Raw genomic sequence first — 26,990 nt, 5'->3', positions numbered from 1 at the left:
CAGCATTCCAATGCTGTATACGCCTGCGCAGGCCGAGCGAATTCGCGACCTGGCCACGGTGCAGGGCGTGCGCTCTAACTCGCTCATGGGCTACGGGCTGGTGGTCGGGCTTGATGGCACGGGCGACCAGACGATGCAGGCGCCGTTTACGGGCCAGAGCCTCAATAATATGTTGTCCCAGCTTGGCATTACCGTACCGGCGGGCACCAACATGCAGCTGAAAAATATTGCCGCGGTAATGGTGACGGCTGAACTGCCGCCATTCGCCCGCTCAGGGGATAAGATCGACATCGTGGTCTCTTCTCTGGGAAACGCGAAGAGCCTGCGTGGCGGTACGCTGCTGATGACGCCACTTAAGGGGGCGGACAACCAAATCTACGCCATGGCGCAGGGCAACGTGCTGATCTCCGGAGCTGGCGCGCAGGCAGGCGGCAGCCGCGTGCAGGTTAACCAGCTTAACGGCGGACGCATTAGCGGTGGGGCGACGGTTGAACGCGAAGTCCCAAATGACTTCGCCACGCAAAACACGCTGCGTCTCCAGCTAAACGAGTCGGACTTCTCGCTGGCGCAGCAGATCAGCGACGAGATTAATCGTCGCTATAGCGGCGGGGCGGCAATCCCTGAAGATGCCCGAACTGTGCGTTTGTTTGCCCCGCCGGATGGTCCTTCCCGGGTGCGTTTCCTCGCCAATATCCAGGATATTCCGCTGCGCGTGGGGATACAGGATGCAAAGGTCATTGTTAACTCTCGTACCGGCGCCGTGGTGATGAACCGCCATGTCTCCCTCGATGCCTGTGCCGTGGCTTACGGCTCGCTGACGGTGGAGGTCACGCAGAATAATGTCGTGAGCCAGCCGGATACGCCCCTCGGTGGCGGGCAGACCGTCGTGGTGCCACAAACCGATATCTCAGTACGCGACCGCGGCGGCTCGCTGCAAAGCGTGCGCAGCAGTACGGATCTGAACGCGGTGATCAGGGCACTCAATACGCTTGGCGCGACGCCAAATGAGCTGATGTCCATTTTGCAGTCAATGAAAAATGCAGGCTGCCTGCGTGCGAAGCTGGAGGTGGAGTGATGAATGCTTTCGATCGTCTGGATAAGCCCGCCTTTGACGTTCGCTCTCTTGACGCGCTGAAGCGCGATGCGCGCCGCGCTGAACCCGGTGCGCTCAGGGCGGCGGCGCAGCAGATGGAGGGGATCTTCGTGCAGATGATGATGAAGAGCATGCGCGATGCCACCATCAAAGATGACCTCATGCACAGCCAGTCCACCGATATGTTTACCGCGATGCACGATCAGCAGGTGGCGCAAAATATTGCCGGGAGCGGACAGCTTGGGTTTGCGGATATGATTGTGCGCCAGTTGGGCGGCGAGAGCGAAAACGCATCGGTGTCGACGCCCGGCAGCGGCCCGCTTAATCTGCCGGGACTTTCCTCCTCCGCCAGATCCGCCGCCGGGCCGCGGGTTCCGTCTGCGCCGGTCTCCTTTGGCAACGTAGCGGAGGGGGCACAATCCTTTATTTCTCGTCTGCTGCGTCCAGCACAGATCGCCGCCAGGCAGAGCGGGGTTCATCCGCAACTGATCCTCGCGCAGGCGGCGCTGGAGTCGGGATGGGGGCAGCGTGAAATCCCCACCGCTGACGGCCGCCCCAGCCATAACCTGTTCGGTATTAAGGCCGGGGGTGACTGGCAAGGCAAAACCACAGAGGTGATGACCACCGAATACATCAACGGTGTGAAGCAAAAGGTAAAGGCCGCGTTTCGCGTTTACGATTCCTATGAACATGCGCTCGCCGATTACACGACGCTACTCACTAAGAACCCGCGCTATGCGGGCGTTGCGCATTCCCGTTCGCCGGAGCAGGCGGCCAAAGCGCTTCAGGCGGGGGGATACGCAACCGATCCTGCCTATGCGAAAAAACTCATCTCCATTATTCAGAAAGTAAAAGGTGATATTAAGCAGGGTGTGGAAGCCTACAAAAACGACCTCGCGAAAATATTTTAAAAAAGTTTTTAGATAAATTCGCAATCACCGATGAATAAAGCAGAGCAATAATTTTGACCCTGCCCGGATATCGGGCTGGAAATAACGGAATAGCCAGGTGCCTTATGAACAACCTCTTTAGTCTTGCGAAAAGTGGCCTTAGCGTAGCGCAATCCGCTCTTAGTGTGGTGGGCAGCAACCTGACCAATGGCATGAGCGATACCTATAGCCGCCGCAGCCTTGTGATTGGTGAGCTCGGCGGCATGACCACCGGAAAGGGATTTTACGGCTACGGCGCGACGGTGACCGGCGTCGATCGCGCTTACGATGCTTTTGCCAACAAGCAGTTACGCGGCTCCGTCTCAAACTGGGCCTCGCTTAGCGGTCGCATGGAGCAACTGAGCGACATAGATAATATGTTGGGCGATGAATCCGACAACGTCTCCGTCTCAATCAATAACCTGTTCAAGTCGATGGCGACGCTGAGCGCGACCCCAGACGACGGCCCGGCCCGTTCCGCGGTATTCAGCTCACTCGGCGTATTGACCCAGCGCTTCAATGACAGCGGCAAGCGCCTCACCGCGCTGGAAAAGAGCACCAATGCCAATATCGAAACCAGCGTAAAAGAAATTAATAGCATTAGCGACCAGCTGGCAGAAGTGAATAAACAGCTGGAACGCGTACAGGCGCAGAACGGCACGCCGCCTGCGGACCTGCTGGATCAGCGCGATGCATTACTGGAAAAACTGAGCGAGCAGATCGGTATTGATGTTACCGAGAACAGCGTATCTGGCCGCGTCGACGTCACGCTTCAGGATGGCCGTCCCCTCGTCTTTGGCGAAAACGCCAGCAAGCTACAGGCCACAGCGTCTGAAAGCGATCCCAACAGAATCGTTGTCTCTTACGTTGACAGCAACGGTACTACCACGCCGGTTAACGAAGCGAGCATTACCAAAGGCCGCCTGGCCGGGTTGTTTAAGTTCCGCAGCGAAGATCTTGAACTCGCTAAAAACGAGCTTAATCAGATCGCCTTTATGATGGCAAGCCGCATGAACGAGCAGCACCGTTTGGGTGAGACGCCAACGGGCGTGCCGGGAGGCGATCTTTTCTCTCTGCCACCCATGAAGGCGGTGGCAAATGCGGGAAATGCCGGTGGGGGAACGCTCGACGCTATCAGCGTGACGGACTACACCAACGTAAAATCTGAAAATTACAGCATCGATTTTGATGGAACAAACTGGAACGTAACGGGGGCGGACGGACGCCTGGTCAAGCAGGTGCCGGCCGGATCCGCCACGCTTGAGTTTGACGGCGTTGAGATCGATCTTTCTGGCGTGACCGCAAGCGCGGGGGACAGCTTTTCCTTTAATCCTATGGCTGGGGCAGCGGAGGGTATTGGCCGCGCGATCGACAGCGCACAGGATTTTGCCGCAGCGGATGCCTCCGGTGGCGGGGTAGGAAACAATCTTAATCTGGAAGAGATGCTTAAGATCCAGAATGAGAAACTGATTGGCGGCAGCACGCTGACGGAGGCTTATTCAAGCCTGGTGGGGACTATTGGTTCTAACGCGCGGGCGGTAAAATCGGGCATTTCATCGGCGGAGATCGACCTGCAAACCAAATATGATGCGAAGCAGGCGCTTTCAGGGGTCGATATGAACGAAGAAACCGTCAATATGCAGATGTTTATTCAATATTACCAGGCCAATGCGCAAATTCTACAGACCGCTACCACCATGTTTGATTCGCTGCTTTCGATTAAATAAGGAGCTTTCCGATGCGATTAAGTACGCTGTATATGTTTAAACAGAGCGCCGAGAGCATGTCGAAGCGCGTGAGTGATAATAATAATATCTATCTTCAACTCTCTGCTGGAAAATCGTTGCTGCGAGCCTCGGATGATCCCAAGTCCGCTACCGATGCGGTTAATTATCAGGATGCGCTGGCGAAGCTTGAGCTTTATAGCAACGTGCGTTCAACGGTGCGGGGTTCACTTGAGCATGAAGATAATATTCTGAACGGTGTCGGCAATTTGCTGACCACTACCCTTACCGAAAAAATCGTCGCGGCGAAAACGGAAAGCTACTCTGACGAAGATCGTCGGGCGCTGGGTGCAGAGATAAAAGGTATTCGCGGCAATCTGATGGATCTTGCGAATAACCGCGACGGGAGCGGGCGCTATATTTTTGGCGGATTCAAAAGCGATACGGCACCGTTTGACGATGTGGGTAACTATGTCGGCGGTGATACCGCACGCCGGCAAACCGTAGCCGATGGTACGGATATGCAGACGGGCCACCTGGGCAGCGAAGTTTTCGGGGATATCTTCTCTGTTCTTGATAAAGCGGTAGAAGAACTTTCTCGCGATCCTATCGACAGCGATGCGCTGAATACTGCGTTGAGTGCCGCCAGCGAAGCCGTTTCCAGTGGCATCGATCGTCTGGGTAAGGCACAGGCTGAACTGGGGACCAACCTTCAGCAACTGGATGCGCTTGATATGAGCGGCGACGTCATGATCAACGACACCATCACCAAGGTTCAGACGGCCATTGGCGCGGACTACAGCACAATGACTTCACTCATTATGGATTCCAAAATGTCGGAGTTTGCATTAAATGCATCCATGATGGTATTTCAGTCAATGCAAAAAATGAATTTATTTAATAAATAACATTACCCTTCCATTTTATTTCTGAAAGTTTTAGCCGCATATTTATGTGCGGCTGATGAGGACCTATGTTAAATAAACTAAAAATCTATACCGTAATCAGTCTGATTATCGGCATGATCTCGTGCATGCTGTTTGGCGTTACGGCTTTTTCCGTTTATAACTCGGTGACGATTAATAAAAATTTTAAACGCGTTGTGGACGTTAATGACAGCAACGCCTATATGACTAACGCCGCATATAACATTAACTCGGTGGTGGCGAACACGAACGGAATGATGCTTCAGACGTCTCTGCATAAACCGCTATCGCCAGAGATGATCAAGCACACCCATAATCTGCTGAAGGAGGCGCGCAAGGAGATGGACGCTTTCGCGCAGGTGAAATTCAACACCCCGGAAGAGACAAGGGCTGCTGAAGAACTTCGCGCCAAATTTGACCTGGTTTATAACACCGTGCAAACCAAGCTCGGCTACCTTGAGCGACCGGAAGGATACCCGGGCTCGATGAACGGTGATATGGAACTGCGTACGGAGCTGCGCCAAAAAATTGAGAAGTATTCAGAAATCTCATCTGACCGTGGGTACGAATATGTGTCGGTAGCGGAAAGCGGCTACAAGATGATGATTTGGGTAAGCGTGGTGATGATGGCGATCGCGATTTGCGTATTGTTAGCCGTTCGCTACTGGCTGCGTATTGCGCTGGTGCGTCGGATGGAAACTACCGTTGAGATGCTTCAGCGCGTAGCGGCAGGCGATCTGAGTCATGCCATAGAAGCCGGCGCTGATAACGAAATTGGCAAAATGCTCAGGGAGCTTGAGAAGATGCGTGTTTCCCTGACCAACACCATCACCGGTATCCGTGAAGGGGTAGTGCATATTCATTCTAACGCCCAGGAGATTGCGCAGGGCAACAGCGACCTTTCCTCCCGTACCGAAGAACAGGCAGCGGCCCTTCAGGAGACGGCTGCCAGCATGGAGCAAATCAAAACCACCGTACGTCAGAATGCGGATAACGCACATGCGGCACGCAGCCTGGCAGAAGGGGCAAGCATGAATGCCCAAAATGGCGGTGAGGTGATGGTGAACCTGGAAGCTATCATGGCGCAGATTACCGAAAGCTCCCGTCAGATTGCCGATATTAACGGCGTCATCGACAGTATCGCGAACCAGACCAACATTCTTGCCTTGAACGCGGCGGTTGAAGCCGCTCGAGCGGGAGAACAGGGGCGTGGCTTTGCGGTTGTGGCGGAAGAAGTGCGTAACCTCGCCAAGCGCAGCGCCGATGCAGCGAAAGAGATTAATCAGCTGATTAATACCAGCGTGAGCAATATTGATACAGGTTCGCGTCAGGTAAGCCAGGCGAGCGGCGTCATGCAGGACATTGTAACGTCGGTTGCGGAAGTGACGCAGATTATGGGCGAAATCAGCTCAGCCTCTGACGAGCAAAGTGCGGGTATCAATCAGATATCGCAGGCCGTGAACGAGATGGATCTGGTGACTCAGCAGAACGCGGCGATGGTGGAAGAAGCGGCTATGGCGGCAGGCAAGCTGGAATCTCAGTCGGACGAGCTTGAGCAGCTTGTTGCCCAGTTTACCCTGCGAGATGAAAAAGTAGAAAAACGCCATACGCCCGCGCCGGAAAAAATGACGTTGCGTCACGTTGAAAATGATAATGCACAGTGGGAAACGTTCTGACACTTGCTGAAGGAGAATAATTGGCGTCAGGAGTGCCGCCAATTATTCTTATCAAGCTGCGAGATGATTAAATTAACAGTATGCGCATTTTTATAAAAGCTTATCGCACTTTTTGATTATGTGGTTTCAACTGATAATTGAGAATGTGAAGATTAGGTGGATGAAATGCGTGGACGGTATATACACAGCTGAAGGGCTGGAGAATAAAACGGCATTGTGGTCAAAATACCATTTTATCGTCAGGCAAGAAGCGCTGCGTTTGCATAAGAGACTGCCTGCCAATGTCGAATTAGACGATCTCATACAGGCGGGTTCCATGGGTTTTTTAAGTGCCATTGATAGCTTTGACCCTAAAAAAGGGGTGGCACTTAATGCCTGGATCTCACAGCGTGTGAAATGGGCATTAATGGATGAGCTTCGTGAAAGTGATTGGGTTCCACGGCGCGTGCGATCGCATTCGCGAGAAATTGTGTCACTCATTCAGCAGATCGAACAGGAAAAGGGAGGGGAAGCGACCGAAGCTGATATTGCTGAACGGATGGGCGTTTCGCTAAAGGAGTTTCAGCAGATGCTGGCTGATAATAATAGCAGCCAGATGTATTCCATGGATGAGCTTCAGGAGAACTATTCTGACAGTTGGGAGAGTAATGACGGCGAAAATGCACAGCTTAATCCGTTAAATGAGGCCATTCAGGAAAACTTGATAGCCAACATTGCTGAGCATATCCGAATGATCCCCAAGCGTGAACAGATGATATTGCAGTTTTATTATCAGCAGGATCTGAACATGAAAGAGATTGGATTAATTCTGGGGGTGACGGAAACGCGCGTTAGCCAATTGCACAGTTTAGCGATAAAACGCTTACGAAGCAGAATGGATTTGTTAGGAAATGAATAACATAGCGATAACATTAACAAGATTAACAATATTTCTTGAGTAAAGTTAATTACGTTACGTGATAATTAAGAATCTTTAATAATGTGTTTTTTGATAATAAAATCATCATGTTACGATGATTTTTTGCTGCGCGCCGTTTTCTTAAAGCTTGTTAGGAAAATTCTTAATGAATATGATTTCGTCAGATTTGTGATGTAGCCATCCTTTGGCATTGAAAAGTTTTTCGATAATTTATTGAATCAGCCTGGCTGTATTCAGCGATTATCAATGCCAAAAGACTCTCTACATCGACCGGGTAAACATTTTGCCTTAACTATTTAGCCTTGTTTGTGGTTGAAAAACAGTGGGAGCTTTTTGTGTCCAATTTTGACGAGTATCTGCAAAACATTCACGATATTAACCTTTCTTATTTATTACTGGCTCAGCAGCTGATCAGACAGGATAAGTTTGCTGCCAGCTTTCGTCTCGGCTTATCCGAAGGCACGATTGATAATTTAAAAGAGTTGTCTTTACCACAGTTGATGAAACTGGCTGCGACCAATCAGTTGATTTGTCGTTTACGTGTTGATGACGAAGTGGTCATCGAAAATTTGACGAAAGATTCGCGTATTGAAGCTCTTCAGCAAATTCATACCGGCATCATTTTATCGACAAACTTACTTAATTCGTTAAGCGAGTCCGATGCTGCTGTGACGGGAGAAGCATAAAATGTGCGAGAAAAGTTTATTGCAAGAAATTGAAGAGGTAAATATTGCCATGGGGTTAATTAACCTTGGGGCAAGAATGCAGGTTCTGGAATCTGAAACCTCGTTAAGTCGTCGGCGTTTACTGCGCTTGTATAAAGAGTTACGCGGCTGTCCACCTCCAAAAGGGATGCTCCCTTTTTCTGAGGACTGGTTCATGTCATGGGAGCAGAATATTCACTCTTCCATGTTCTATAACATTTACCTTTATCTTCAGAAAACCGGGGGCGGGCGTCCAATTGAAATATTGATGAAAACCTACCGTCTTTATCTGGAGCAGTGTGGTTCCTGCTGCGACGATAAACCTGTTCTGGGGCTCACGCGTGCCTGGACATTATTACGCTTTATCGACTGCGGCATTATTTCCCGTAAGGCCTGTAGCGTGTGTTCCGGCGGTTTTATCGTCACGACGGAATTCATCAAAAACCCGTTCACCTGTAGTTTGTGCAGCCCTCCGTCGCGGGCATTTAAAAAATCGCAGGTCAACCTCAGCGGAATTGCAGGCAATTATGCCACGCCGGAAATTATGACAGCCTGACGGATGTTCGATGGCAATGCACAGGATGGCGTTTATTCGATGCCACGGCACTCGACATCGGTCAGCGAGTAAAAAGGAGAGAGTGTGTTAGTTATCTTTGGTTATCTTGTTGTTATTGCTACTGTATTTGGTGGGTTCGTGCTGTCTGGTGGTAATCTGCTCGCGCTGTTCCAGCCTTTGGAGTTGTTAATTATCGGCGGTGCCGGGGTCGGCGCTTTTATTGTTGGTAATAACATCAAATCCCTTAAGGCGACGGGTAAAGCCATCGTGAAGCTGTTCGTGGGGAAACGTTACAACAAAACGGTTTATATGGACCTGATGGCACTCATGTTTTTGCTGCTGTCAAAAAGCCGTGTTCAGGGATTAATGTCACTTGAAAAGGACATTGAAGATCCAGCGGGCAGCGAAATTTTCAGTGCTTATCCTCGTCTGATGAACGATCCGATGTTAAGCAACTTTATCCTCGATTACTTCCGCCTCATGATCGGTGGGAGTATGAACTCGCATGAAATCGAAGCGTTAATGGACGAAGAGATTGAAACCTGCGAAGAGGAGCTTGAGGTTCCGGCCCACAGTCTCAATACCGTCGGCGATGCCTTTCCGGCCTTTGGTATTGTGGCTGCCGTCATGGGGGTAGTGAACGCGCTCGGTGCAGCAGACCGACCAGCAGCCGAGCTCGGAATGCTGATTGGCCACGCGCTGGTGGGCACGTTCCTCGGAATTTTGATTGCCTACGGGTTTGTTTTACCGCTCGCCACCCTGCTGCGTCAGATGAGTTCCGACCAGGTCAAGATCCTTCAGTGCATAAAAGTCACGCTGCTCTCCAGTTTAAACGGCTATGCGCCACAAATTGCCGTGGAGTTTGGCCGTAAAACCATTTTCACCAGCGAACGACCTTCCTTTGAGGAGCTTGAAGAACACGTGCGGGAAGTGAAGTCCAGCGCCAGCCTTAAGTCTAAGTCTGCGGATGCCGCCGCATGAAAAACGATTCTCCAATCATCATTTCGCGCAAGCGAAAGAAGAAAAAGCATGCCCATCACGGGGGTACGTGGAAAATCGCCTACGCCGATTTTATGACCGCCATGATGGCGTTCTTTCTGGTGATGTGGCTGATTTCTCAGTCGAGTACGGTGCAGCGGGAGATGATTGCCGATTACTTCCGCATGCCGCTTAAGCCATCTATGGCCAATGGAGACAAAACCAGCCTGAGTGACAGCGTCATCCCCGGCGGCGGTGACGATCTGATGAAGCAGGACGGAGAAGTGGCGAATCATAAGCGGGCGCAGGGCGAGCGGCAGCGCTGGATGGAGAGCCTGAAAAAGGCCAGAGATAAATTGCAGCAGATGATCGAAACCGATCCGCGGCTCAATAACTTTAAATCCAACATTATGCTGCGTCTTACCAACGACGGGCTGCTCATTCAGATCACCGACAGTCAGGATCGCCCGATGTTTAGGGTAGGCAGCGAGCTGCCTGAATCCTATATGAACGGCATCTTACAGGCGCTTGTGCCGCTGTTGCAGGAGTTGCCCAACAAGATCAGTCTTACCGGCCACACCGACTCGCTTCCCTATGCGGGCGGCACCTCCGGGTACAGTAACTGGGAACTCTCTTCCGGACGCGCCAACGCTGCGCGCCGCGTGCTGGTTAAAGCAGGTCTCGACGATGAGCGTTTTCTTCGCGTGATCGGCACCGGAAGCCGTATGCCTCTGGAGAACAGCGATCCCTCAAGCCCGGCGAATCGCCGTATTAGCATTTTGGTATTAAGTAAAACCAAAGAACAGGATATCCGTCTGGAAGACACGCGCATGCATCGCCCAGAAAACGTCCTGAACGACACTACGCAGCAGGAGGTAAGAGGGTATACCGATGGACATGAATGATTTCACCGAGATCTTTTTTACCGAAGCGGAAGAGCTGCTGGCCGAGATGGAGAAGCATTTGCTGGAGATTGATGCCGCATCGCCGAACCCTGAACAGGTAAATGCTATTTTTCGCGCAGCGCATTCCCTGAAAGGCGGGGCAGGAACCTTCGGCTTTAATGCGTTGCAGGAGACCACGCATCTTCTTGAGAACCTGTTTGATCAGGTGCGAGCCGGAGAGCGCTCGCTTAACCGCACAACCGTTAATCTATTTCTGGAATGTAAAGACATTATGCAAGCGCAACTGGAAGCCTATCAGTCTTCGCAGGAACCTGATGAAGCGAGCTATCGCTATATTTGTGAAGCCCTGCGCAAGATTGCTCTGGAAGACAAACATGCCCAGACGGCAGTCGAGTTGCAAGAGCACGCCGCGACGCAGCAGGGTGCTGCTGAGGGTGAGTCTTTACTCTGCGTGACGTTAAAAAAAATTCCTGAAAGCGAGCGGGCAATGCTTCAGGAAGAGTTATCCCACATGGGAGAGATTGTCGCGACCGAGAAGGGGGATGATGGCCTGGTGGTTCAGCTGCTCACGAGTGCCTCTGCCGACGATATCTCCGCGGTGCTGTGCTTTGTGCTTGAAGAGTCGCAAATCCTTATCGAACATGTCGGTCATCCAGCGTCCGTTGAACCGACTCCTCCTGTTGCGCAGAAAGCTTCTGTAGAAGCGGAGCGTTCAGAACCTGCTGCGCGACCTGCCGCACCGGCACCAGCCCGCAGTAATAGCCAGGAATCAGGCAGCATTCGCGTGGCGGTCAGTAAAGTCGACCAGATCATTAACCAGGTGGGTGAGCTGATTATCACCCAGGCGATGCTATCTCAGCTTTCCAAAAAACTTGATCCAGCAAGCTACGATATGCTCTCCAGCTGCGTGGCGCAAATGGAGCGCAATACGCGCGAGCTTCAGTCCTCAGTCATGTCGATTCGAATGATGCCAATGGATTACGTGTTTAGCCGCTTCCCGCGGCTGGTGCACGATCTGGGTTCACGCCTGAACAAAGAGGTTGAGCTAACTCTCCGCGGCGGTTCGGCCGAGCTGGATAAGAGCCTGATCGAACGTATTATCGATCCGCTGACCCATCTGGTCCGTAACAGTCTCGATCACGGCATTGAGCAGAAAGAAGAACGCGCCCTCAAGGGGAAGCCGGTGGTGGGCAATCTTATCCTCTCAGCGGAACATCATGGCGGCAATATCATCATTGAGGTGACGGATGATGGCGCCGGACTGAACCGGGAAAAAATCCTCGCCAAAGCCCGCTCCCAGGGAATGAATATCAGCGACACCATCAGTGATGAGGATGTATGGATGCTGATCTTCGCCGCTGGATTTTCTACCGCAGAAAGCGTGACGGATGTTTCCGGCCGCGGCGTGGGTATGGACGTGGTTCGTCGTAACATTATGGCCATGGGCGGCCATGTCGAAGTCCTTTCAAAGCCGGGAGAGGGCACGACGATACGCATTATTCTGCCGCTGACGCTGGCAATCCTTGATGGCATGCTGGTGAAAGTTGGACGGGAGATCTATGTTCTGCCGCTCGGCGCGGTAATGGAATCGCTGAGGCCCGGCGAGGATATGCTCTGCCGCTTCGTTGGGCAGGAGCGCCTGCTGCAAATTCGTGGCGAATATCTTCCGCTGGTGATGCTGCGTCAGCGGCTATCGGTGCCCGGCGAGACCGCACCTGAAGATGGCATTGTGGTGATCGTCCAAAGTGCTGGATGCCGCTACGCCCTGTGGGTCGACCAGCTTATTGGTCAACAACAGGTTGTGGTTAAAAACCTTGAACAGAACTATCGCAAAGTACCGGGCGTTTCGGCCGCGACCATTCTCGGTGATGGCAGCGTTGCGCTAATCCTCGACGTGGTTGAACTGTCGACGATGAACGGACAACAGGAAAACCATGTCAGGCCGACGTTCGGCAAGCAAGGAGTAACAGCATGACCCAAACAACGACAAAGCCTGCTGGCGCGGACGCCATTGCGCAGGAGTATCTGGTTTTTCGTCTCGGTAACGAAGAATATGGGATCGACATTCTGAAGGTGCAGGAAATACGTGGATGCGATAGCGTTACCCGCATCCCGAACGCGCCAGGTTTTATCACCGGCGTGACCAACCTGCGCGGTGTGATAGTGCCAATAGTTGATCTCCGTGTGCGCTTCAGTCTGCCTGACGTTCAGCAGGATGACAGTACGGTGGTGATCATCCTTAACCTCAATAATCGCGTTGTGGGAATTGTGGTAGACGGTGTGGTTGACGTGCTGTCGATGGAAATGGACCAGATTAAACCGACGCCGGACTTCGCATCCATGCTATCAAGCCGTTATCTTCTTGGGCTTGGTGTGATGGAAAACAGAATGATCATCCTGGTCAATATCGAAATGCTGCTTAGTCGTGAGGAGATGGATATGGTGGATTCGATGCTGGAAACTAGCATGGCCTAGCCAGACGTTTAGCCACCGCCGGGTATCCGCTTGCCTTGCGCGAGCGGATTTCAGCGTCAAGGGATTTATTGAAGACACAAAAAAGCCCGCAGGGCTTGCGCCGTGCGGGCTTTCAGGACTTCATCGGATGACTCTGGTAATCACCGATGGAGAATTTTGGTGGAGCTGGCGGGAGTTGAACTCGCGTCCGAGAGTTATTTAACTCATTGAAAATAAACAATTCTGTCACTGTGACAGGCCTCGCGTGCATTTTACGTGCATATTGAGGTCTGTCTAACGTCCTGATTCTGTCCAACATTTTGAAATATTTCCCCCGCTACAGCGCGGCTGAAATCGCGGTTTTACCGTCATATTCAGCCAGGTATTTACCGTAGTTGCGGAATATCATTTCCGGCCCTTTGTGTCCCATCTGTCCGGCAAGCCAGAAGAGGTTAACGCCCTGGCTAATATGCTTGGTGGCGAATGTGTGCCGCGTCTGGTACGGGTTACGGTAGCGCACGCCAGCTTTTTTCAGGGTCGGCACCCATGCTTTTTTACGGATAGCGTCGGCGTTCGCCCAAGGTTCTCCCGTTTTCGGATCGCTGAATATGAACTCACTTTTCATAAAGGTGTATTGCTTCTGCGCCTGCAGGGCCGCCAGCGCCTCACTGTTCAGCTCCACCTTACGGGTACCGGCTTTTGTCTTGGTGCCTTTAAGTACCCCTACGACACTGGCCGCCTGAACGTGGGCTGTGTTCGCGATGGTGTCGAGATCAGGCCAGCGCAGCGCGCACAGTTCGGAGCTCCGCAGACCGGTATTGAAAGCAAAGCGGAACAGGTTTTCCCATTCCGGGTACCTGCAGCTCTGGTAAATGGCGAGGGTCTCCGCTGGCGTGAACGGGTCCACCTCGTAATCGTCGGCGCTTGGGCTGCTGTCGATCACGTGGTACCGGCTGGCGCTGACGAGGGTTACCGGGTTAATGGTCAGCAGGCCATCCGTAACAGCTTCATCGATGGCGCTGCGCAGAAACGAAAGGTTATTCCTGGTCGTTTTCAGCTTTGTTTTCCGGCTGGCTATCCAGTTTTTAAGGACAGCTGGCGTCAGTTCTGACACGTGGAGTTTATGCAGAGCTGACAGCGCAGACAGGCATTTTTCGTAACCGTTGATAGTCGACGGGGACAGGTTGCGGTTCTGGCAGATTTTCAGGTACTCGTCCAGGTAAGACTTTATATTTTTGGTCTTCTTCACTACCCCGAACAGCTCCAGCTTTTTGGAGTTGGGGAAATATTTTGCATATTCAAAGGTGCCACTGACGATCTGGTTTTGTATCTCCCCGAGCAGGCGCTCGGCATACTTCACACCGCGCGCGTTTGCTTCCATTTTGGAGAGGGGCTCCCGGCACAGAACCCCTTTGTATGTGAACGTGATAACCAGAGTGTCGCCAGTTTTATGCTGGCGGATGGTTACTCCTCTTGGGAGAGATAATGATCCTTGTTCTTTCTTGCCCACTTTGAAACCTCCGTTAAGTCAATCCAGCGTTCTTTAACGCCATCGACTTTTAATACATGTACTCCCTCCTTCCATAACCCCCTTTGTATCCGTTTGTTAACGGCTTCTACCGTTTCCCCCGCGTCCCTGCAGTACGTAGAAAGGGGTACACAGTCAAGACTCATGGCTGACCTCCCGCCCGAAAGCCTGGGCATTTTCCAGTTCATTAGCTGCATAAATCAGGGCGTTGTGATGTGCGCGAAAACCACCATCGAGTTCGCGAGCAGCTCTGTCGCGCAAGATGTCGATCGCAGCCTGATAGTCATTCTGGCAATCGGCCGAAAACTCGGCCGTACTGGGCGGCAGTTCCGCCAGCACCATCAACATGTTCTCCGGGTCGATCGGAATGGTGGCGAGCCCGAGCTCTTTGGCCTCCGCTGCTAAACGGATCCAGCGATTAATAATGTCTTGGTGTTTACTCACGGCAAATCCTCCCATTTGACGTTTTTTCCTGTTCGGCGATGGATTTCATCCCTTTTCAAATGCAGCAGATGTCTACAGTAATCACAGCAATCCATGTTGTTATTTGGATTTTTAATCGCCTTTGCTCTCCGATACGTGTATGTACCGCAGGCGCAACGAACCACGTAGCGCATACTGTCGCCTTGTTTGATAGCGGCGATCCCAATTACTGTCATTCGCCCGAAGGTTCTCCCCTTGAATAAATCAAATTGTTCCCGCTGCATTCGATCCATTTGCCATATCTCAAGAGTAGGGAGTGGTGTTTCGCTATCCCCCTGCTCGCGTTTTTTGTTTGGCTGCCAATCAATGCCCTTACCGATTACCCTCGCTGCAACACGATCCGCTGGTACTCTCTCCACGTCGAAAAAATCTTTTGCCATCTTGAACACCGTCAGAAATTCAACAAAAATTTATACTCAATCAGCGCGCCGAAAAGGACGGCCACCAGCAACAGGCCAAGCAGCACAGAGAGAAGGAAATACTTCATCGTGACGCCTCCCGAAAAACAGCTCTGTATGCACGCAGCATGTCCCGAGACTTGCCGGATAAAACAGTTCTCATGAAGAACATCCCGCTACGGGTTGCCACGATGCCGGGTGTGTGTAGCAACGTGACATCTACCACTCTGTTATGTTTACGGAACTCAAAAAGAGTGCTTGTGATAACGATGTTCGCTACAGCGCCATAGTCCTGATATTGAATTTTCATTTTCTGTCCTTCAGTTTGCTGTATCGTTCATGGCTCATCACTTCCCAGTTCTGGCCGCCGTCTCGGGACAGCAGCCGCCAGCGACGATTAACCCTCAGGCTCAGATTTCCGGAGCCGTGCATACGGCAGGGATGAATTCGCCTGGCTCTGAACTGGCGGAGTACATGGACCGCCTGCAGGTGCACCCACTCAGGAATTCGTATCGCTGTCAGGGCCATTTTCCTTCTCTCCTGCAGGTGGGGTGATCGTGTAACCGGCGCGTTCAGCCATCCATAAAAAAGTCTCCAGCGATGCTGTAACCTCGCCGTTTTGAACCGGGCGCGCGTGGATAACTTTCCCGTTCTCGATTGTCAGCACGATATTTACTGGTTCGTGTGTGATAATTGGTGTCTGATCACTCATGGCTTGTCTCCGCTGTGACTGATTTTTGTTTCTTGGCAAACTCGACCAGCTCAGCAATGAGATCGTCGATTAATGCCTTTCCGCTTTCTGTCAGGAACTCACCGCTGCCATTCACATCGACTGCGTTGCTGTAAATTCCTCTGATGGCTTTTACACCGTCGATATTCCCGTATTCACTGAGGGCCAGTTTTTCGAATCGTCTCAACAAACCATCAAGCAGTATTTCTGTTAATTCGACTGTGTTTATTCCATCATTAAGCATATTAATAATGATGCAGGTGCTTCCGGTTTTACGCTGGTGGCGTAATAACGCAGCCTTTAAAATTCGTCGGCGATACGTAGTGATTAAATTATCCATCATTGTTTTCGTTCGCCCCAAACCATGCGTTAATATCCGATGAGTGATTCCAGGCCATTTCAATCAATGCGAAGCGCTGGGCATCTTCCATTTTTAAGAAATTCTCAGAAATTGTTTGAAGCAAGTAATACAACTGCTCGGCATGCACACTCATTTCCTGCGCTGTCCAGTTACGAGCATTTACCGTCGTTGGGATTCTCTTGCCCATCATTTAACTCCGTATGCTTTTTTAAGATACAAGCGCGCAATTACCTCGTAACCACTAGCGGCATAGAGAAGGGCTGCTTGATATGCTGCTCGATCAATTATAAAACTCATAATATTCACCAATTTGAAATCTAGATTTTTTTATCCACAGCATTTTTTGCCGATATAAACCCTAATGCTTTGATTAGCTATTTCTCTATGAGGTGTTTAAGGCTCGGGCATTCCTGAATTATTTGCTGGGCTTCTTTATTCGGTTTTTTACGGGTGCTGAAAGTGTCTACCAGAATAAGTAGCTCTCCTATTCTTTTATAAAGACAGAAAACGATGTTATTCATATTACGTAAGTCAGTATGTAGAGCGTACCTTGAATTTCTAGTTAAAGCGTCTACCGGCATTGTTTTTTGATACATAGTTCCACCATTAGGAGCCTAGTTTTGCCTCTATGTCTTTTAATTCTCGGCAACATTTCAATGAATAATCATGAATCATCGCTGCTAAATAGGTTTCGATGCGTTCATTATCTTCGTTTGTGAAATACCCTTCACAAAATGCTTGAGAAATTGCCTCCAATTTCTTGGCTGTAATAATAGAATCAAAAAATGCGTCTTCTAGCCCTCTAAGAACCGTGTTAACATCTGCTAACATAGTCATCGCATGGAAAAGTTCATCTTGAGTATCTTTGTCAATTTTGCCATTTTCGAAAATATTCGTAATTATCTTTTCTACTTGGCTGATTATGTATTTTGTTGAGTTGTTATTCATTGTTATTTACTCCGATACGTTGTTATTACTTTCTATCTGTGAAATGTAACCGTAAGCCTTTTCTCCAGTTTTAATCATTGAGCGTATGAGGCAAGCCAATGCATTATCCGTTTCTCCCATGTCTGGAGAGTTTTTGAATATTAGTTCTAGCAATGATGTACTTTCACGGATCTCTGCTGCGAGCTCTTCGAGCATTGCTATTGCTGATAAAGGTCCATCACTTACTTTATGTTTTGACGAGTTTTGAGATGATGAAATTGAGGCATCAACCAGCAAGGAGTTAATCGCCACAAGATTATCTTCAATCTCACAAGGTTCGATAACCTTATGTGATTCGATTAAAGAGACCAGTACAGCCTGTGCCATAGAAATTAGCTCTGTGGTGGATTTTGTATGCATATTGTTATCCCCTAGTCATGATTGAATATTTATCATCTAATCAAGTTAAACTTGATGATTAGAGGATATGGCGGGGATTTGATTTCGTCAAGTTAAACTTGATAAAATTTATTTTGGCGCGGGATGGGTAAAAAAAAACGGGCCTAAGCCCGTTATATTTCAGAAGGTTAACCGAATCTATTGATGTTGAAGGGAACTGAAGAAATTACCTTTGATTGTATGTAAAGCATGTTGAATGCTTCTTTCTCAATACTCCAAGGTTGATAGTTTGAGTTATCTGAAAGAACTACCATTTTGGAGCCGATTTTTTGAAGTCGCTTAACATAGCATTCACCATCAAAGCAGAATGCATAAATGCCATCACCATCAAAGTAAGTTATTGATTTATCCAAGAAAAGCAAATCCCCCGGAGATATTGTTGGTGTCATGCTGTCGCCTCTGGCGTTACCTATCTCAATATTTTTGAAAGGCCTATTCCCAACCAACTGACGAGCATATTCAGGATCGAGTTCGATGGATCTTACTACATCAATGAAGTCGCCCTTAACACTTGAGCCGTCACCGCAACTAAACTCGACATCGAGCACACTGAACCTAACGCTATCGGCATGGGTATCGTTCCTATGCGTACTTGGAAATTTCGGACTTTCAGATTCACCAAGGAACCATGACTGGGGCAGACCGCTAATTTCCGATAGTCTGGCAAGCCGTTTGCCTCTTGGTGAAGTCTCGCCGGTTGTCCAGTATTGAACTGATTGGGCTGTTACCCCCAGCTGTCTTGCCAGTTCAGCCTGACTCCACCCCTTGAGCCTTAAAAGTTCATTAATCCTTTCCGCAGTTTTCATTACCCCTCCTGATGTAGTAGTCCCAACATCATTACATACACATGTAAAGCTAACCTTGATTTTAAGTGTACATGAGTAAAATCTAACTTGCATGTTAATTTAAACTTGATATCCTTCTCCTTAAATCAATTCTAACTTGATGGTGTCATATGGATGAAAAAATCCGTTCTCGACTGAGGACCGCTGTATCTCAGCGAGCAATTGCGAAAGCCCTGGGAATCTCGCCGCAGGCCGTAAACCAATGGTTCTCTAAATCAGTAATCCCACCTCGGTATGTTTTACCCATTTGTGAAATGACCGGCTGGAAAATCGTACCGCATGATGTGCGTCCTGAATTGTATCCATCCCCAGAAGATGGAATTCCTGCGCACTTAAGGCTCGGCCTTGATGCGGTTAACCAAAAACGAGTGGATATGTAATCACTTTTTGTAGGTGGTTAATGCAACAGTTTGAAACTCTCAATTTACTGCCTTCGGCGCATAGCCAGGCCGATGCCGATTGGCTCAAGCAGCAGTTACTGAGTCTGACGCCAGCAGCACGACAAAAAGCCATTCAGCGTTATGCAGCTGTGTATCAGGAATCGTTCGAAGCCGAGCCCGTTTCATACCGCAAGGAGAACCGGGCAAGGCATGAAGCAAATATGCGGCTTCGCCTGTTTGTGAGAAATCACGGCAGGGCTTTACAGGGGTATACCGCCGAACCTCCCCTGGCCGGAACGCCACCGCGTTCCTGATTGTTGCGGGTTTAAAGGTACCCGGACAAGAACAGGCTTAAAGGTGCTTGTTCAGGTTGGCAACCCACTAACTCAATTCCCCGTATGTACTAGGCAGGTAGTACATTTTTATGGGGAAGAGGGAAAGGGGGGTAAGGGGGGATTGGGTGTAGGGGTAGGAATAGGGTCTTTTCCAACAGGAGAGATCCATTGGTTAAGTAGATCACTGTCTTAAGGGCGCAATTAAAAAAACGCCTGTATCAGCAAGGTAGTACAAGGCGCTCAGACGCTGAGAAACAAAAAGAGTTCTTTCTGGAAGAGTGATTTTTCAGGGGAGCTGAATCAGAAGGGAGGCTGGCAGCCTTTGGGGAGGCCACCAGCCATGTGAGGGGGAATCCATGAAAACCACATCACAGAATTATTATCTCATCACCGCGGGGTCCGCACAATGCAGCTGACGATCACACCGAATTTTGCACAGGAACGAGCACTTAACCAACTGCGCCGTAACTGGAAGGATACGGAAACCTTCATGGTGTACTCGCCGACGGGCAGCGGTAAAACAGGACTGGCCGCCTTCATCGTTGCGGGGTTCGTCAGTCGTGGCATGAGGGTAATGTTTTGCGCGCCTTACCAGATCCTCATTACCCAAACAGCAAACCGTTTTGTGGAGTATGGGTTGCCGGGTGATGAAATCGGCTATGTCTGGGCGGATCACCCAAACTACGATCCTACCCTCAAAATACAAATCGCCAGCGCCGATACGCTTATTCGTCGCGTGTTCCCTGACAATATCGATCTGCTGATTATCGACGAAGCGCACCTGCGCAAAAAACGCATCCTGCAGGATATCGAACGCCTGCGTGAAAAAGGCGTGAAAGTGATCGGCCTGTCGGGTACACCGTTTTCCCCGTTCCTGGGCAAATACTATGACCGACTGATTAAGCCAACCACCATCGGCGAGCTGATCCAGCGCGGCGACCTGAGCAAATACGAATTTTACGCGCCCACAAAGCCGGATCTGAAAGGGGTTAAAACCTCTCCCTCCCTGCAGTACGGTACCGACTACAACGAGGCGCAGCTGGCGGAGATCATGTGCGGTTCAACGCTGGTGGGCGATATCGTCCAAAACTGGCTGGAGAACGGCCGGGATCTGCCGACAATCGCGTTCTGCGTCAACGTAGACCACGCTAATTATCTGACTATTCAGTTTAACCAAGCAGGCGTAAATGCAGAGGTTATGACTGCGAATACGCCTGCGGAAGAACGCCAAACCATCATTCACCGCTTCGAAACTGGCGCCACGAAAATCATCATCAGTGTAGGGGTGCTGGTTGCCGGGTTCGACAGCGATGTTCGCTGCATCATCTACGCCAGGCCAACTAAGAGCGAAATTCGCTGGCTGCAGGCGCTCGGGCGTGGCTTGCGCACCGCACCGGGTAAAGAGTCCTGCCTCATCTTCGATCACAGCGGCACCGTACACCGTTTGGGTTATCCGGATTCAATCGAGTACGACGATCTTCCCGGTAAGTCTGACGGGATGGAGGAAAGCGCGCGCCGCGCGGCTGAGGAACGGGCTGAAAAACTGCCACACGAATGCTCTCAATGCCATTACATGAAGCCAGCTGGCGTCTATGTATGCCCGAAATGTGGGCATAAGCCGCTGGGCGGTGAGGACGTCGATACCGACACCGGCCGCAAACTCAAAAAACTGGGTAAAAACCAGCATCAGCCCACGAAGGCAGAGAAACAGGCCTGGTGGAGTCAGATCAAATTCTATCAGCGCCAGCGCGTATCGCAGGGGAAAAAGCCTGTCAGCGATGGCTGGTGCGCAAACACCTTTCGCGAACGGTTTGACGAGTGGCCTAACGGGTTGAGCGATTTCCCGATGGAGATTACGCCGACTGTCTCTAATTTCATCCGGCACAAATTGATTGCGTATGCGAAAGGGCAGGAGAAGGCCAAGCGCCTGCAGGAGGCATCAGGCACGGTTGCTCCATCCTCAGTACAACAAGCACAGAAAGCGATTAGCGATATCAAACAGCAGTTAGGAAAACGAGCATGAAGACGGCAGAAGCGGCAAAAGGTCAATGGGCAATGATTTTTGAGCACTTCGGGTTACCCCCCATTAATGCCAGAAATCATTTTAAAGGCGAATGTCCGGTATGTGGTGCGCGGGGAAAGCTGCGTATTGATGATCGGGATGGCCGGGGAACATGGATCTGTACCTGCGGCAGCGGTGACGGAATGAAGCTTGTCACTCTGACACAAGGGAAGCCATTCAATGAAATTTGCAGGGAAATAGACCAGCTGATTGGGAATAACTTTACCCGCGAAGCGTTCCCGCGCACTTCTGATGCAGTAAGCGCCCGTGATCGAGTGCTGTCCAAATTTTCGAAGCTGGTCAATCTGAAAGGAACTACCGGGGCGGATTATCTGCAGGCCAGGGGGATTTATCAGCTCCCACAAGAGGCGGTGAAATTCAATGATAAACAACGCTACGGCGGTAAGGTTTACCAGTGTCTGTATTCACTCGCAACGGACGACAAAGGCGAGCTTTGCTATCTGCACAGAACCTTGCTGGACGGTAATCGGAAAGCCCAACTAAGGGATTCTGCCGGAGCGAAGCGCCAGAAATCTCTTCAGGACGAAAGCTATCTGGATCATGCCCGTTCTGTCGCTATTCGCATGTTCCCGGTAGCGACGACCCTCGGAATTGCCGAGGGTATCGAAACGGCTCTTTCCTGCAAGCAGCTGTACAACGTTAACACCTGGGCCACCATGACCAGCGGATTCATGAAGAAATTCCGTGTTCCTGCAGGTGTGAAAAATTTGATTATTTTCGCAGATCGAGACGTAAACAGCGCCACCGGATTGGCTGCGGCCACGGAATGCGCCCATGCCAACTTACTGGCAAAAAATGACCTGGAAAAAATCAGCATCTACTACCCGGATAACGGGGATTTTAACGACATGCTCATGAACGGCGATCAGGTTCGTGAGGTGGTTTTCTTCAAGAAAAAGGCGGCTGCGTAATGCGTACTGATAACAACGAACATAAAGCACTATTCACCATCCCGACGGCAGCGCACAGCTCCGCCCTCGCAAACATCAAGCCTCTGCCCGAGCAACGGAGAATCACCGGGCATAAGCAAACTGACGCTTATCTTTGGGTGCTGGAGGTGATCCGTCTGAACGAGCCCGCACATCTGGACGCAGCCGAAGCCGCACTGGAGAAAATTGAAATCTCCCCAAAAGAGGCCGAGGAACGTTACGCGCGGTATTTGCTGGCGAATGGTGGCGATCCTTTTCAGGTCGCTTTCGGTACCATCGGTATGGATAACCCGGCACGGGCAATCAGGAACGCCCGGGAGGACATCAAAAAAGCAGCATCAGTCAGGGCCACGTTCGGCAGCTATGAAGCAGCTCTCGAAGATGTGGAGGCCGAGCGAGTAATCAAGTCTTCCCCGAAATTTATCGACGATCACCTTTGGGGATGGACTCCGGCCGAGAAGAAAGCTGGCAGCATTAACGGCAGCCGTATGAACGAAATTGATGAACAGCGCCGGGCATTTGTTGAAGGCTATCGTGATGTACTGCCAGAGCCCAATACGCTTTCTGACGTTGTTCGTGAGTTTGTTTACTGGGACTGGCTCTACAGCGTTCGTCACACTGCAACTAAAGAACAGGGCTATGAATTTGGTTACTCCGAGCATCACGAATCCGTATATGACCGCGAGCGCTACCTTGAAAAATTGCTGGAAACCATCAAACCCGTGACGCGAGCTGAAGCTATCGAGGTATGTCGCTGGTTCCTTGAAAGTGAAAAGGGGCAATACATGGAGAACCACGGCGCGGCGGTCATTCTTAATCTGGTTGGGGAGTGCGAAAAATGAAACTTGAGGCATCGCTAAAACACTTCAGCCCTCAGGGAATGCATATCAGCGACGATGTTAAGGGGACTTCTTCGGATCGTCTCACCGGCACTGATGTTATGGCGGCCATTGGTACCACCAGCAGCCGTGCGCGTTTCGGCCTGGCGGCATTCTTCGGCAAGGCCGGGATCAGCAAAACGGATGAGCAGCTCGCAGTTCAGGCGCTGGCGCAGTTTGCCATTAAACACGCTCCTAAAAATGTCCGCAAAGCCGCTGGTGATGCGCTTGGAGCCTGCATGTTGACGCTGGCGCAGTTTGCCTTTGCAGAATACTCCCGTTCGGCGGCCACCAGCGCGCCGTGTAACAGCTGCAGCGGTACCGGCTTTACGGACCAGCTGGAGGATGTCATCAAGCACCCTGGCGTTTTCGATGCAGACGGTGCTGAGGTTGTTGCCCCTAAGATTAAGCGTGAGCTGGTAAAACGTACATGCGGAACATGCGGCGGTAAGGGAGTGATCCATGCCCGCTGTCGTTGCGGGGGTAAAGGCGAAGTGCTCGACCGTAAAGCCACTAAAGAACGCGGCGCACCGGTTTTCAAAACGTGTGAACGTTGCTCTGGTAATGGCTTCTCTGCTATCTCCTCGGCGACGGTACACCGTGCCATCCTGAAGCGCCTCCCTGACCTTCATCAGTCCTCATGGTCACGCAACTGGAAACCCTTCTATGAAATGCTGGTGGACACTCTACGGCAGGGGGAGCTTCACGCGGCAGTAGAATTTGAGAAGGCAACGACTTATTAATATGATCGGGGCAATTGGCGACGTTTTTTTGCATGTTGTCGTTGACTTTGCATAAAATTGTCCTGTATACTTCTAATTGTGGAAGATACTGTCCAAACGAAATAAACTACTGAAACCCTGCCTCGGCGGGGTTTTTTGTTATACGGCGATACGACAGGGGTATTCGCAAAGATGCATAGCATCAGTACCCCTGTCATATCGTCGTATTCCCTAATCTGAACACCTCGCCCCGGCGGGGTTTTTTCTTTTATACGCCTTTCCGGCAATAAAAATATTCACCGCTTGCTGTCTCCGGCAACCAGAGTTATCTGTATGTCACGCCAAGAATGGAGAGGAAAAGACATGAAAAAAACAGCCATGTATGACAGAAGAGGCGAAGGCAATTTTAACCGAGCTGAGTACCACACCGGCCACTGTAGGCGAGATTGCGAAACACGCACACATGAGCATAGCGTGCAGACAGTTCATTCTTACGCTACCGGTTCAGTGTCAGCCAGCGGTAACTTCTAAACGTGGCCGATCATTTATAACTGCAACAATTCTTGATTGCACCTTCGAAGAAAGGCACAAGTATAATGAGCTGCCCCCCCCATTATCGCTGATGGTTGAATGGTAAATTCAAAACCGCCAGTAGTAGACCGTATAATGGGAGTAGAACTGAGAAATGAGTAGGTTCAATAGACTTCCCAAGAGAATGACGTATGTTTGCAAAACTGATGTTCTTATAAAGTTGTGAGCGTACTATTCATAAACCTTCGTATATAACCCGGTAAGGATAAATAAAATGAGTATGATTGATCCATTAACCCCATCGGATATTAAACCTCAAGGAGACTTGGGTAGTCTATTTTCTGATAGATTAAAGTTGGTATTTAGTGATGAATTTGCATCAGAACAGTTGGATACAACCAAATGGACCGCTCGTGAACAGTCAAGAGGCAGCGGTAATAGCGGAGTGCAATGGTGGTATAAACCAGAGAATGTACGTAAAGCCTCGGGCAATGATGCACTAGCGATTGATGTAAGAAAAATTGGTGAAAATACTTATTCTGGCGGACGAATTGATAGCCAAGGGAAGTTTGACTTCGTATACGGGGCATTTGAATGCAGGATGCATATACCTTATACCGATGGGCATCTCGCCGCCGCTTGGTTACAGGCATCAGGAGGTCTTCCTGAGTATGATGGCGTTACTGCAAGGGAAGGGGCTGAAATTGATATTATTGAAAGTTTCAGCAATGACGATCAATATGCAGTAACGATTCACTGGGGAGGTTACGGCAATTATCATCAGCAATCTTCTATTAACGTTACAGTTCCAGGCTTACGTGACTCTTGGTATCATACTTTTGGGGTTAGCTGGACACCCGAAAAAATGATTTTCACTTACGATGGCGAAATTGTTAGAACCATCACTGACCCTGATTTAATCACTCAGGTCAAAGAATTTCCGATTCTATCAAACGAAATTATTGGTTTTGCACAAGGCAATATTAACAACGCTCCACTGGATGATACATGTACGGTATATATTGACTATGTGCGAGTCTGGCAGGAAGTTGAATGATAAAGAATCTTCATTAAGAAATACTTCGTTGAAATTTTAATTTAATTTTCTCTAAAAGCATCCTGATGGGTGCTTTTGACAGAGAGCCATGCCTATAATTCTGTAGGCATTCTTTTTATAAGGTGCGTAGTAATAAAACCCGCCCTCGTGGGGCGGGAAGGATGTCATTGTTTCAGATTCGCAGGGAAATCGTCAGGTAACTGGTCTGGTGGACAAGCAATTACAGACTCATTGTTAACACCGCTATCGTTAACAAATGTAATCGTTGCAAATTCGTCAATGACCTCTGTTGGGTAAGCTGGGCCTGCACTCCGGTATTCTTCCATTTTGTCGAGGTGGTCGTTCTGGAAGCACACCGTCTTCTCAGGGTTGTTCATAACCCAGCGAGGGAAGAAGATTGTCCCGTGAAAAAGCTTGTCTCCCAGATTTGCAATCAGACTGACGTCTGTACCTGTCGGCTCTGTCCAGGAAACCTTATAAATATCCTTACCGACGCGGACAATGTAGACGTGCTGGTCTTTAACCCAACGGCCGCCAACCATACCGCTATGGATTCGGTAATCTATGGTGTTTTCATTTTTGATGTAGAGCTCGTAATTCCAGCCGTTGTCGTATGTGTAAACCAGATGCTTTCCAGTGAAACCTGAGAGATCTTCTTTGTTAAAATCGGTCATATCACGACTCCTGAACACTTAGATTATCGTTCCCAGAATGGGAGATAAAAGTATAGACAGTCTTCACTATGCGGATCTTCCATGCGTGTTACAGGGTGTGAGTTGAGTCTGTATCAGAAGAAAGCTCGTTCAGAGAGCACTCTTTCAAAGCCACGCTTCAGCATCCCGCCGCGTCTGGACCATGCGCAGTGCTGCTGCGTGGCTTTTATAAACTGGACTCAGAAAGTCTAGTCAGGCTTACCAACAGAGGTAACCTGTTTCTTTCCGTGAGGACAAATTTTCAGGGCACAGCTAAAAGGAGAAAGGCAATACTCTGAATCATTACCCATAGTTTCAGAGCAAATAATTTTATTTTTCATATTTTGCCAGGCTTCACGATTGTAAGTTGTGATGTTGTATGTAATGAGAGGGTAATATTTCCCATTAATTACAACTCCATTACGATAAGGTTCCACCGTAGCTCCAGGTGGAAACAACACGCTGCTTTCATACCATATTACCAATTTGAACATTTTCAAGCTGACTAGGCTTGAAAAGGCGATGCCGGTATTAGGGCAGGCAATGGTATCAATGACGGTCCACTTCACATTCATCTCCTTTGAGTGCTAAACGCTGAGCCGAAAGTTGGTACGTTTTGAAATTATTATGCGAAAACTTGTTTCGGAAAGTAAACAAGATTTCATAATGTTTCAAGTACCCATAAGTCATTGAAAAAGATCGAATTTATTAATTTTTATGTTAACCCCTTTAAATTCAGTGAGTAAGCGCAAGGACTGGATTTGAATATCCAACAAAACTTTACATTT

General features: G+C 49.9%; 33 protein-coding genes. 19 read left to right on the top strand and 14 right to left on the bottom strand.

Annotated elements, in window-relative coordinates; genetic code table 11:
- Positions 1-10: 10 nt before the first annotated feature.
- From IM300_RS00505 to IM300_RS00450, 12 genes are all read left to right on the top strand, one after another.
- Positions 11-1,075, top strand: coding sequence for a flagellar basal body P-ring protein FlgI (locus tag IM300_RS00505; protein ID WP_045324746.1), 1,065 nt, complete (start codon positions 11-13; stop codon positions 1,073-1,075).
- Positions 1,075-2,004 carry a flagellar assembly peptidoglycan hydrolase FlgJ gene (gene flgJ / locus IM300_RS00500; RefSeq protein ID WP_063865273.1) on the top strand — a complete coding sequence of 310 codons (930 nt, stop codon included), beginning with the start codon at positions 1,075-1,077 and terminating at the stop codon, positions 2,002-2,004. The genes IM300_RS00505 and flgJ overlap by 1 nt, the downstream gene beginning before the upstream one ends.
- Before the next feature lie 104 nt (positions 2,005-2,108).
- Positions 2,109-3,749, top strand: a complete 1,641-nt coding sequence (flgK, locus tag IM300_RS00495; RefSeq protein WP_193034810.1) for a flagellar hook-associated protein FlgK — start codon at positions 2,109-2,111, stop codon at positions 3,747-3,749.
- Positions 3,750-3,760: 11 nt separating this feature from the next.
- Complete coding sequence (flgL, locus tag IM300_RS00490) at positions 3,761-4,654, top strand: flagellar hook-associated protein FlgL (RefSeq protein WP_193034808.1); 894 nt, start codon at positions 3,761-3,763, stop codon at positions 4,652-4,654.
- Between the two features lie 65 nt (positions 4,655-4,719).
- Positions 4,720-6,348, top strand: coding sequence for a methyl-accepting chemotaxis protein (locus tag IM300_RS00485; RefSeq protein ID WP_063865270.1), 1,629 nt, complete (start codon positions 4,720-4,722; stop codon positions 6,346-6,348).
- A 169-nt stretch (positions 6,349-6,517) separates the two neighbouring features.
- Positions 6,518-7,246 carry an RNA polymerase sigma factor FliA gene (fliA, locus tag IM300_RS00480; protein WP_063865326.1) on the top strand — a complete coding sequence of 243 codons (729 nt, stop codon included), beginning with the start codon at positions 6,518-6,520 and terminating at the stop codon, positions 7,244-7,246.
- 356 nt (positions 7,247-7,602) lie between these two features.
- Entirely contained in the window at positions 7,603-7,953 is a 351-nt protein-coding gene (flhD, locus tag IM300_RS00475) for a flagellar transcriptional regulator FlhD (protein ID WP_023295279.1), read from the top strand.
- A 1-nt stretch (position 7,954) separates the two neighbouring features.
- Positions 7,955-8,527, top strand: coding sequence for a flagellar transcriptional regulator FlhC (flhC, locus tag IM300_RS00470; protein WP_063865269.1), 573 nt, complete (start codon positions 7,955-7,957; stop codon positions 8,525-8,527).
- Positions 8,528-8,611: 84 nt separating this feature from the next.
- Positions 8,612-9,508 (top strand): flagellar motor stator protein MotA, encoded by an 897-nt coding sequence (motA, locus tag IM300_RS00465; protein WP_063865268.1) that lies wholly within the window; start codon positions 8,612-8,614, stop codon positions 9,506-9,508.
- Positions 9,505-10,410: a flagellar motor protein MotB gene (gene motB / locus IM300_RS00460; protein WP_063865267.1), complete on the top strand. Its 906-nt coding sequence runs from the start codon at positions 9,505-9,507 to the stop codon at positions 10,408-10,410. Before motA ends, motB begins: the two co-directional genes overlap by 4 nt.
- Positions 10,397-12,385, top strand: a complete 1,989-nt coding sequence (cheA, locus tag IM300_RS00455; protein ID WP_193034806.1) for a chemotaxis protein CheA — start codon at positions 10,397-10,399, stop codon at positions 12,383-12,385. The genes motB and cheA overlap by 14 nt, the downstream gene beginning before the upstream one ends.
- A complete protein-coding gene (locus IM300_RS00450; RefSeq protein ID WP_063865265.1) occupies positions 12,382-12,885 on the top strand; it encodes a chemotaxis protein CheW in 504 nt (167 codons plus the stop codon). Before cheA ends, IM300_RS00450 begins: the two co-directional genes overlap by 4 nt.
- 316 nt (positions 12,886-13,201) lie before the next feature.
- On the opposite strand, the gene IM300_RS00445 is transcribed toward IM300_RS00450, so the two are convergent.
- The 12 genes from IM300_RS00445 to IM300_RS00405 all read right to left on the bottom strand — a co-directional run bounded on the left by IM300_RS00445 (position 13,202) and on the right by IM300_RS00405 (position 18,556).
- On the bottom strand, positions 13,202-14,374 hold the full coding sequence (locus IM300_RS00445; RefSeq protein WP_032625797.1) for an Arm DNA-binding domain-containing protein: 1,173 nt from the start codon (positions 14,372-14,374) through the stop codon (positions 13,202-13,204).
- Positions 14,329-14,538, bottom strand: coding sequence for a hypothetical protein (locus IM300_RS22585; protein WP_000050710.1), 210 nt, complete (start codon positions 14,536-14,538; stop codon positions 14,329-14,331). The genes IM300_RS00445 and IM300_RS22585 overlap by 46 nt, the downstream gene beginning before the upstream one ends.
- Positions 14,528-14,836, bottom strand: coding sequence for a hypothetical protein (locus IM300_RS00440; RefSeq protein WP_193034804.1), 309 nt, complete (start codon positions 14,834-14,836; stop codon positions 14,528-14,530). Before IM300_RS00440 ends, IM300_RS22585 begins: the two co-directional genes overlap by 11 nt.
- Complete coding sequence (locus IM300_RS00435) at positions 14,833-15,255, bottom strand: hypothetical protein (protein WP_193034802.1); 423 nt, start codon at positions 15,253-15,255, stop codon at positions 14,833-14,835. Before IM300_RS00435 ends, IM300_RS00440 begins: the two co-directional genes overlap by 4 nt.
- Positions 15,256-15,358: 103 nt before the next feature.
- Positions 15,359-15,583: a hypothetical protein gene (locus IM300_RS22580; protein ID WP_154060465.1), complete on the bottom strand. Its 225-nt coding sequence runs from the start codon at positions 15,581-15,583 to the stop codon at positions 15,359-15,361.
- Positions 15,580-15,801 carry a hypothetical protein gene (locus tag IM300_RS22575; RefSeq protein WP_023325729.1) on the bottom strand — a complete coding sequence of 74 codons (222 nt, stop codon included), beginning with the start codon at positions 15,799-15,801 and terminating at the stop codon, positions 15,580-15,582. Before IM300_RS22575 ends, IM300_RS22580 begins: the two co-directional genes overlap by 4 nt.
- Positions 15,773-15,985 carry a hypothetical protein gene (locus IM300_RS00430; protein WP_102790069.1) on the bottom strand — a complete coding sequence of 71 codons (213 nt, stop codon included), beginning with the start codon at positions 15,983-15,985 and terminating at the stop codon, positions 15,773-15,775. Before IM300_RS00430 ends, IM300_RS22575 begins: the two co-directional genes overlap by 29 nt.
- Positions 15,978-16,343 carry a hypothetical protein gene (locus IM300_RS00425; protein WP_193035077.1) on the bottom strand — a complete coding sequence of 122 codons (366 nt, stop codon included), beginning with the start codon at positions 16,341-16,343 and terminating at the stop codon, positions 15,978-15,980. The genes IM300_RS00430 and IM300_RS00425 overlap by 8 nt, the downstream gene beginning before the upstream one ends.
- Entirely contained in the window at positions 16,336-16,554 is a 219-nt protein-coding gene (locus tag IM300_RS00420; RefSeq protein ID WP_226841926.1) for a hypothetical protein, read from the bottom strand. Before IM300_RS00420 ends, IM300_RS00425 begins: the two co-directional genes overlap by 8 nt.
- 416 nt (positions 16,555-16,970) lie before the next feature.
- Positions 16,971-17,312 carry a hypothetical protein gene (locus IM300_RS00415; RefSeq protein ID WP_193034800.1) on the bottom strand — a complete coding sequence of 114 codons (342 nt, stop codon included), beginning with the start codon at positions 17,310-17,312 and terminating at the stop codon, positions 16,971-16,973.
- A 6-nt stretch (positions 17,313-17,318) separates the two neighbouring features.
- Positions 17,319-17,711 (bottom strand): hypothetical protein, encoded by a 393-nt coding sequence (locus IM300_RS22570; RefSeq protein ID WP_226841924.1) that lies wholly within the window; start codon positions 17,709-17,711, stop codon positions 17,319-17,321.
- 167 nt (positions 17,712-17,878) lie between these two features.
- On the bottom strand, positions 17,879-18,556 hold the full coding sequence (locus tag IM300_RS00405; RefSeq protein WP_044596876.1) for a LexA family transcriptional regulator: 678 nt from the start codon (positions 18,554-18,556) through the stop codon (positions 17,879-17,881).
- A gap of 149 nt (positions 18,557-18,705) precedes the next feature.
- On the opposite strand from IM300_RS00405, the gene IM300_RS00400 reads away from it, so the two are divergent.
- The 7 genes from IM300_RS00400 (at position 18,706) to IM300_RS00370 (ending at position 25,510) form a co-directional block, all read left to right on the top strand.
- Positions 18,706-18,975, top strand: a complete 270-nt coding sequence (locus IM300_RS00400; RefSeq protein WP_193034796.1) for a YdaS family helix-turn-helix protein — start codon at positions 18,706-18,708, stop codon at positions 18,973-18,975.
- 20 nt (positions 18,976-18,995) lie between these two features.
- Complete coding sequence (locus IM300_RS00395; RefSeq protein ID WP_193034795.1) at positions 18,996-19,289, top strand: hypothetical protein; 294 nt, start codon at positions 18,996-18,998, stop codon at positions 19,287-19,289.
- A 427-nt stretch (positions 19,290-19,716) separates the two neighbouring features.
- On the top strand, positions 19,717-21,333 hold the full coding sequence (locus IM300_RS00390; RefSeq protein ID WP_193034793.1) for a DEAD/DEAH box helicase: 1,617 nt from the start codon (positions 19,717-19,719) through the stop codon (positions 21,331-21,333).
- Positions 21,330-22,304, top strand: a complete 975-nt coding sequence (locus tag IM300_RS00385; RefSeq protein WP_047364217.1) for a toprim domain-containing protein — start codon at positions 21,330-21,332, stop codon at positions 22,302-22,304. The genes IM300_RS00390 and IM300_RS00385 overlap by 4 nt, the downstream gene beginning before the upstream one ends.
- Positions 22,304-23,164, top strand: coding sequence for a helix-turn-helix domain-containing protein (locus IM300_RS00380; protein ID WP_193034791.1), 861 nt, complete (start codon positions 22,304-22,306; stop codon positions 23,162-23,164). The genes IM300_RS00385 and IM300_RS00380 overlap by 1 nt, the downstream gene beginning before the upstream one ends.
- Positions 23,161-23,943: an antitermination protein gene (locus IM300_RS00375; RefSeq protein ID WP_193034789.1), complete on the top strand. Its 783-nt coding sequence runs from the start codon at positions 23,161-23,163 to the stop codon at positions 23,941-23,943. Before IM300_RS00380 ends, IM300_RS00375 begins: the two co-directional genes overlap by 4 nt.
- A 775-nt stretch (positions 23,944-24,718) precedes the next feature.
- Positions 24,719-25,510 carry a family 16 glycosylhydrolase gene (locus tag IM300_RS00370; RefSeq protein WP_370552230.1) on the top strand — a complete coding sequence of 264 codons (792 nt, stop codon included), beginning with the start codon at positions 24,719-24,721 and terminating at the stop codon, positions 25,508-25,510.
- 164 nt (positions 25,511-25,674) lie between these two features.
- On the opposite strand, the gene IM300_RS00365 is transcribed toward IM300_RS00370, so the two are convergent.
- A complete protein-coding gene (locus IM300_RS00365) occupies positions 25,675-26,184 on the bottom strand; it encodes a phenolic acid decarboxylase (RefSeq protein ID WP_193034785.1) in 510 nt (169 codons plus the stop codon).
- A 227-nt stretch (positions 26,185-26,411) separates the two neighbouring features.
- On the bottom strand, positions 26,412-26,771 hold the full coding sequence (iraM, locus tag IM300_RS00360) for an anti-adapter protein IraM (protein ID WP_193034784.1): 360 nt from the start codon (positions 26,769-26,771) through the stop codon (positions 26,412-26,414).
- Positions 26,772-26,990: the final 219 nt, after the last annotated feature.

Source organism: Enterobacter cloacae complex sp. I2 (assembly GCF_014896205.1).
GTDB lineage: Bacteria > Pseudomonadota > Gammaproteobacteria > Enterobacterales > Enterobacteriaceae > Enterobacter > Enterobacter quasihormaechei.
The sequence above is the reverse complement of the archived record's forward strand: the minus strand, read 5'-3'. Positions and strand labels throughout refer to the sequence as shown.